Here is an 8,041-nt window from a genome sequence, read left to right on the forward strand (position 1 = left end):
GCTGGAGTCCCTGGAAGGACTGCACTGGCGGCCGGGGCCGGTCGGTGGGCAGCTCCAGCGTCGGCGCGCCTTCCAGGTGGTGCCTCCACCATGCGCGCTGGACCTCCAGGGTCTCCCCCGCCATCACCTGGCGCTGCCACGCGGCGAAGTCCGCGTACTGCACCGGCAGCGGCGGCAGGGAGACCGCCTGGCCCTGGTGCCGCGCCGTGTAGAGGACCTTCAGCTCCCGCACCAGGATGTCGATGGACCAGAAGTCACACACGATGTGGTGCATGACCAGCAAGAGCGCGTGATGCTCCGGCGCGGTGCGGACGAGCGTGGCGCGCACCAGCGGGCCGTGCTCCAGGTCGAAGGGCTTCTTCACCTCCGCCTCCGCGCGCGAGCGCAGCAGCGCGTCCCCGTCCAGGGCCTCGAGCGCGAGCGTGAACGGCCGGTGCTCCCGGACGTGCTGTAGCGGGGCGCCCTCGTCGTCACTGAACGTGGTCCTGAGCGCCTCGTGCCGCTGCACCAGCGCATCCAGCGCGGCCTCCAGCGCGGGGACGTCCAGCGGACCGTCGAGCTGGAGGAAGAAGGGCACGTTGTACGCGCTCCCTTGCGGATCCAGCCGCGCGAGGAACCACAGGCGCTGCTGCGCGAAGGACAGGGGCCTCGGCCGCCCTTGCGGCCCCGCGACGATGGGCGGCACCGGCGCACCCGGGCCTCCCTTCTTCAGGGCCTCCAGCCGCTCCGCGAACCGGGCCACCGTCGGGGCCTCCAGGAGCAGGCGCAGGGGCACCTCCTGCTGGAGCACGTCGCGCAGCCGCGACACCACCCGCGTGGCGAGGAGCGAGTGTCCGCCCAATTCGAAGAAGTGGTCGTGCGCTCCCACGCGGGGCACGCGCAGCAGCGGCGCCCACAGCTCCGCCACCAGGGACTCCCAGCCCTCGCGCGGCGCCACGTAGGTGTCCGGGCCCGTTTGCGTGTCTGGCGCGGGCAGGGCCTTGCGGTCCACCTTCCCCGACGGGGTCAGCGGCAGCCGCTCCAGCTTCACGAACGCGGAGGGCACCATGTGCGGCGGCAGCCTCGCGGTGAGCTCCGCGCGCAGCTCGCCCGTGTCCACCTTCGGGCCGACGACGTAGGCCACGAGCCGCTTGTCGCCGGGGACGTCCTCGCGCACGACGACCCCCGCCTCCGCCACGCCCGGCGAGGCCTTGAGCGCGGCCTCGATTTCCCCCGGTTCGATGCGGAAGCCGCGCACCTTCACCTGCGAGTCATTGCGGCCCAGGAAGTCGAGGACGCCGTCCGGCCGCCACCGGACCCGGTCTCCCGTGCGGTACAGCCGCGCGCCCGGCGTGGTGCTGAACGGATGCGGCACGAAGCGCTCCGCGGTCTGCGCGGGCTGGTACAGGTAGCCCCACGCGAGGCCGTCACCGCCCAGGTACAGCTCGCCCGCCACGCCCACCGGCACCGGCGCGCCCAGGGCGTCCAGCACGTACGCCTGCGTGTGGGTGATGGGCCGGCCGATGGGCACGGGGCGTCCGTCATCCACCATGCCCTCCAGCGGATGGAACGTGGAGTAGGTGGTGTTCTCCGTGGGGCCGTAGACGTTGACGACGTCCCGGCCCGCCTCGCGCACCTGCCGCGCGGCTACCAGCGACATCGCCTCGCCGCCCGTCATCACCTGCCGCACGCGCGCGAGCGCCCGGGGCTGGAACATCGCCATCTGGTTGAAGAGGGCCGTGGTGATGAACAGCGTGGTGACGCCGTGGTGCTCCAGCGCGTGGGACAGCTCCTCCAGCGAGGGCTGATGCGCCGGGAGGACCACGAGCTTCGCGCCGTGCAGGAGCGCGCCCCACAGCTCCAGCGTCGCCGCGTCGAAGGAGATGGGCGCCAGCTGGAGCAGCACTTCCTCCGGGCCGAAGCGCGCGTAGGTCGTGCCCTTCACCAGCCGCACCACGCCCCGGTGCGGGATGCACACGCCCTTGGGCCGGCCGGTGCTGCCGGACGTGTACATGACGTACGCCAGCGCCTCGGCCGGGACGGTGACGCGCGGTGCTTGCGTGGACTCGTGCGCGAAGGCCTCCCACGAGGGCGTCAGCGTCACGACGCGCGCCTCCAGCGCCGCGAGCTTCGCCTCCTGGCCCGGCTGGGCCAGCAGCACCGGCAGGCGCGTGTCGCGGGCCATGAAGAGGAGTCGCTCGCTGGGATAGGCCGGATCCAGCGGGACGTAGGCCCCTCCCGCCTTGAGGATGGCCAGCGTGGCCACGACCATCTCCAGCGAGCGGCCGGTGCACAGGCCCACCGGCGTGCCCACGTCCACGCCCAGCTTCCGCAGGTGGTGCGCGAGCTGGTTCGCGCGTGCGTCCAGCTCGCCGTACGTCAGCTGGCGGCCCTCGAACTCCACCGCGATGGCCTGAGGAGACCTCGCGGCGTGTTCCTCGAAGAGGGCGGTCAACGACGCGTCGCGCGGATAGTCCGCGTGGGTGTCGTTCCAGGTGAACAGCAGCTGCTGGCGCTCCTCGTCGGTGAGCAGCGGAAGGCTGGCGAGGGGCTGCTCCAGCCGGGCGACGGCGGCCGCGAGCAGGCGCGTGTAGTGCTCGGCCATGCGCGCGATGGTCGCTTCCTCGAAGAGCGCGGTGTTGTACTCCCAGACGAAGCCCAGGCCCTCGGGGGACTCCTGGGCGAAGAGGGTGAGGTCGAACTTCGCCATCCCCGTCTCCACGTCCAGCGCAGACACGGACACGCCCGGCGGGGCGCTCGCGGCGGGGCCTCCGGCGTTCTGGAGCACGAACATCACCTGGAACAGCGGCGAGCGGCTGGGGTCGCGCTCGGGCTGGAGCGCGCTCACCAGCTGCTCGAAGGGCAGGTCCTGGTGGGCGAAGGCCTCCAGCGTGAGGTCGCGCACGCGGCCCACGAGGTCGCGGAAGCTCGCGCTCCCCGGGACGGTGACGCGCAGGGGCACCGTGTTGATGAAGAAGCCGACCAGCCCCTCCAGCTCCTGACGCTCGCGGCCCGCGAGAGGCGCGCCGATGACGACGTCGTCCTGGCCGCTGTAGCGGGCGAGCAGCGCGTGGAAGCCCGCCAGCAGCAGCATGAAGGGCGTGGCCCCCTCGCGCTGGGCCAGCGCCTCCAGGGCCCGCGACAGCGCGGGCGAGGCCTGCCGGGACAGGTGCGCGCCCTCGAAGGTCTGCACCGCCGGGCGCGGCCGGTCCGTGGGCAGGGCGAGGGACGTCGGCGCGTCCTGGAGCCGGGCCTTCCACCACCCAAGCCGGGCCTCCATCCCGTCGCCCACCCAGGCCCGCCGCTGCCAGCGCGCGAAGTCCGCGGGCTGGATGGACAGCGGGGGCAGCTCCGCCGGCGCGCCCCCTGTCGCCGCGCGGTAGAGCGCTGTCAGCTCGCGCTCCAACACGCCCAGTGACCAGCCGTCGCAGATGATGTGGTGGAACGTGACGAGCAGGGCGTGCTCCCCGTCCCGCACGTGCACCAGCGTCGCACGCACGAGCGGCCCGCGCGCCAGGTCGAAGGGAAGACGCGCCTCCGCCTCCGCGCGCCGCGTGAGCTCGGCCTGCGAGGACACGCGCTCGCGCCGCAGCGGCACGTCCAGCGCCGGGGCGATGCGCTGCACCGGCTCTCCCTGGTGCTCCACGAAGGTGGTGCGAAGCGCCTCGTGACGCTGGACGAGCACCTGGAGGCTCCGCTCCAGCGCGCTGTCATCCAGCGGCCCCGTCCAGCGCGTGAACCAGGGCAGGTTGTACGAGAAGCCGTCCGGATCCATCCGGGCGAGGAACCACAGCCGCGCCTGGGCGAAGGAGAGCGGGGGAACCTCGTCGCGCGGGCGCGGCACGAGCGGCAGGTCGTCCCCACCCGCCGCCGTCCTCAGCGAGGCCAGGTGCGCGGCCAGCTCCTCCACGGTGGGGTGTTCGAACAGCGCGCGCACGGGCAGCTCCACCTGGAGCCGGTCGCGCAGCCGCGCCGTCACCTGGGTCGCCAGGAGGGAGTGGCCGCCGCGCTCGAAGAAGTGGTCCTCCGCGCCCACGCGCGGCAGCCGCAGCAGCGCGGCGAAGACCCCCGCGACCTCCGTCTCCAGGGGCGTGCGCGGGGCCACGAAGGCCCGGGCCGCGTCCGCGTCGTCGTCCGGAGCGGGCAGGGCGCGCCGGTCCAGCTTGCCGCTGGGGGTGAGTGGAAACGCCTCCAGCAGCACGAAGGCCGCGGGCACCATGTACTCCGGCAGCCGGTCGCGCAGCACCGCCTTGAGCCCGCCCGCGTCCGCGTCCGCTCCGGGCTGCGTCACCACGTAGGCCACCAGGTGCTTGCCCCGCGCCGCGTCCTCCCGAGCGACCACCGCGACGTCCTTCACGCCCGGCAGCTTCGCCACCGCCGCCTCCACCTCCGGCAGCTCGATGCGATAGCCGCGGATCTTCACCTGCGCGTCGCGCCGCCCCAGGAACTCCAGCGTGCCGTCCGGCAGGTACCGCGCGAAGTCGCCCGTGCGGTACATCCGCGCGCCGGGATGCGGGCTCAGCGGATCCGGCACGAAGCGCTCCGCCGTCAGGTCCGGCCGGTGCAGGTAGCCTCGCGCCAGCCCCGCGCCGCCGATGTACAGCTCGCCCGCGACGCCCACGGGCACCGGCTCCCAGCGCGCGTCCAGCAGGTACGTGCGCGCGTTGGTGATGGTGCGTCCGATGGGCGGCAGGTCCGGCCACGCGTCCGGGTTGCCCTTCAGCACATGGGCCGTGGCCGCGTGCGTCTCCGTGGGACCGTAGTGGTTGTCCAGCACGCACCCGTCCAGCGCGTGCAGCAGCCGGCGCAGCGCGGGCGTCATCCGCAGCTGCTCACCCGCGGTGTTGATCTCCTTGAGCGACGTGGGCAGCAGGCCGTCCGAGTCCGCCACCTCCGCCAGGTGCTGCAAGGCGACGAAGGGAAGGAAGATGCGCTCCACGCCCTGGTCGCGCATCAACGTGAGCAGCGCGCGGCCGTCGCGCCGCGTGTCCTCCGACACGAGCACCAGCTCCCCGCCCGCCGCGAACGTGGGCAGCATCTCCTGGAAGCACACGTCGAAGCTCAGCGCGGAGAACTGGAGCGTGCGTCCCCGGGGCGCGGTGGAGCGGCGCACCTGCCACTGGATGAGGTTGAGCAGCGGGCGGTGGGGCATCGCCACGCCCTTGGGCACGCCCGTGGAGCCCGACGTGAAGATGACGTAGGCCAGCGTGTCCGGTCCGCTCACGGGCTCCGGCGCGGTGTCCGGCGTGGAGAGGTCGTCCTCCAGGAACAGCCGCTCCGCGCCGCCCTCCGGCAGCCCCGACGCCAGGGACCGCCGCGTGACGAGCACCTTCGCGCGCGACGTCTCCAGCATCAGCGCCAGCCGCTCCGGCGGATAGGCCGGATCCAACGGGCAGTAGGCCGCGCCCGACTTGAGGATGCCCAGCACGCCCACCGCCAGCTCCAGCGAGCGGTCCACGCACAGCCCCACCGCCGTGTCCGGCGCCACGCCGCGCTGGCGCAGCGCATGTGCGACGCGGTTGGCGCGCCGGTCCAGCTCCGCGTACGTCAGGCGCTCGTCCCCGAAGCGCACCGCGATGGCGTCCGGGCTCCGGCGCACGCTGGCCTCGAAGAGGGCGTGCACGCCGGGGAGCACCGGCACGTCCGCGCCGGTGTCGTTCCAGTCCGTCACCGCGCGTTCCCGCTCGCGCGCGGTCAGCAGCGGGAGCGCGGACACCGGCGACTCGGGCTTCGCGACGGCGCCCTCCAGCAGGCGCGCGTAGTGCGCGGCCATGCGCGCCATCGTCGCCTCGTCGAAGAGGTCGGCGTTGTACTCCCAGCGCGCCTCCATGCCGCTGGGGTCGTCGTAGAGGAAGAGGGTGATGTCGAAGCGCGCGACGCCGGGCTCGAAGTCCAGCTCCGTCACGGTGAGGCCGGGCCACTTCAGCGCCGCCCAAGGCGAGTTCACGTGCACGAACATCGCCTGGAACAGCGGCGGGCGGCTGGGGTCGCGCTGGGGCACGAGCAGGTCCACCAGCTGCTCGAAGGGCATGTCCGGGTGCGCGTACGCGCCCAGGCACACCTCGCGCACGCGGCCGAGCAGCGCGTGGAACGATGGGTCTCCGGACGTGTCCAGCCGCAGCGCCAGCGTGTTCGCGAAGAAGCCGATGAGCCGCTCCACCTCCCTGCGTCCACGCCCCGCCACGGGCGTGCCCACCACCAGGTCCTCCTGCCCGCTGTAGCGGGACAGCAGCACCTGGAACGCCGCCAGCAGCGTCATGTACGGCGTGACGGCCGCCTTGCGGCTCAGCTCGCGGAGGCCCGTGGCCAGGGCGGGAGGCATGGGCAGGCGGTACACCGCGCCCCGCGACGTCTGGCGCGGCGGCCGCGGCCGGTCCGTGGGCAGCTCCAGCGCGGGCGGCGCTCCGGCGAGCCGCTCCTTCCACCACGCGCGCTCGGCCTCCAGGAAGTCGCCCGTGAGCGTCTGCCGCTGCCAGTGCGCGAAGTCCGCGTACTGCGCCGGGAGCTCCGGCAGCCGGGGCGGCTCGTTCCGCGTGGCGGCGGTGTAGAGCGCGCTCAGCTCGTTCGCCATCCACCCCAGCGACACCGCGTCGCAGACGATGTGGTGCGTGACGAAGAGCAGCGCGTGCGCCTCCGGCGAGAGCCGCACCAGCGTGGCCCGCACCAGCGGTCCGTGTGCCAGGTCGAACGGCGTGCGCGCCTCCGCTTCCGCGTGTTCGCGCAGCGCCCGCTCCCGCGCGGCCTCATCCAGCCCCCGCGCGGACAGGTCCTCCCGGCGGAGCGTCAGCGTCAGCGTGGGCGCGATGCGCTGCACCGGCTGGCCGTCCACGGCGGCGAACGTGGTGCGCAGCGCTTCGTGCCGGGCCACGACGCCCTGGAGGGCCTGCTCCAGCGCGACAGCGTCCAGCGCGCCCGTGAGCCGCACGAAGAAGTAGACGTTGTACGTGGCGCTCGTGCCCTCCATCTGCGCCAGGAACCACAGGCGCTGCTGCATGAAGGACAGCGGCAGCGCCTCCGTCCTGGGGACGAGGGGCAGCGGGGCGCGCTTCTTGCCCGGGGCAACCGGCGAGGAGGTCGTCATCGTATGACTCCGTCAGGTCTCGTAGGCCGCGAAGCCGCGTGAGCGCAGCGTGCGCAGCAGGACGGTGAAGAGAAGGAATCCGAACGCCGCGCCCCCCATGACGGGCCGGACGCCCAGCCGGTCCGCGAGCGCGCCCTGCGACCACACGCCCACCGTGAAGCCGACGAAGAGCAGCATGGAGTTGAGGCTGGCGATGCGCGCCTGGAGCTCCCCGGACACGCGCGCCTGGCACAGCGTGGCCAGCCCCGTGAGCGTCAGCATGTACAGCGCCCCCAACAGCAGCACCGCCACCGTCGCCATCCCCAACGACGGGGACAGCCAGTACGCCGCCGCCACCGGGCCGATGAGCAGCAGGCTCACCTCCAGGAGCCTTGCTCGCCCCATCCGGTCCGCGAGCGTGCCCGCGCCCAGCGCCGCCAGCAGCGCGCCCGTGCCCTGCGCCGTCACCAGCATCGACGTGGCGCCCGCGTCCTGGCCGAACACGCGGATGGCCATCACCGGCGCCAGCGCCGTGAACGGGGCGATGCACACGGCGATGGCCAGCGTGCCGCCCATGGCCATGAGCAGCCCCTCGTCCGCCCGCGCCACCTGGAAGCCCCGCGCGATGCCCGCCCACACCCCCTCCGGCACGGCGGGCTTCGCGGCGGCCGGAGCCCCGCGCACGCCCAGCAGCGCCAGCATCACCGCGCCGAAGGAGAGCGTGTTGAGCAGCAGCACCCAGCCGATGTCCGCGTGCGCGATGAGCAGCGCCGCCAGCGCCGGACCGCAGATGCGCCCCAGGTTGGCCTGCGCCGAGTTGAGGCTGAGCGCGCTGTGCAGGTCCTCCTTCGGCACCGAGACGGCGATGAGCGCGGAGAACGCGGGCATGAACAGCGTGACGGCGCAGCCGTTGAGGAACGAGATGACCGCCACCCACCGCACGGTGAGCCCGCCCGTGAAGGCCAGCGCCGCCAGCGTCCCCGCGAGCGCCATCTGCACCAG

2 protein-coding genes are annotated in these 8,041 nt (G+C 73.6%); both read right to left on the reverse strand.

Annotated features, from left to right (window positions below; all coding sequences use genetic code 11):
- The coding region (locus D7W79_RS34875) for a non-ribosomal peptide synthetase (protein ID WP_120529641.1) at positions 1-7,060 on the reverse strand (7,060 nt) is incomplete at its 3' end.
- A gap of 12 nt (positions 7,061-7,072) precedes the next feature.
- Positions 7,073-8,041: MFS transporter (locus D7W79_RS34880; RefSeq protein WP_120529642.1), on the reverse strand; the 969-nt coding region annotated here is incomplete at its 5' end.

Origin of the sequence: Corallococcus exercitus, assembly GCF_003611585.1 — a bacterium.
Classification (GTDB): Bacteria; Myxococcota; Myxococcia; order Myxococcales; family Myxococcaceae; genus Corallococcus; species Corallococcus exercitus.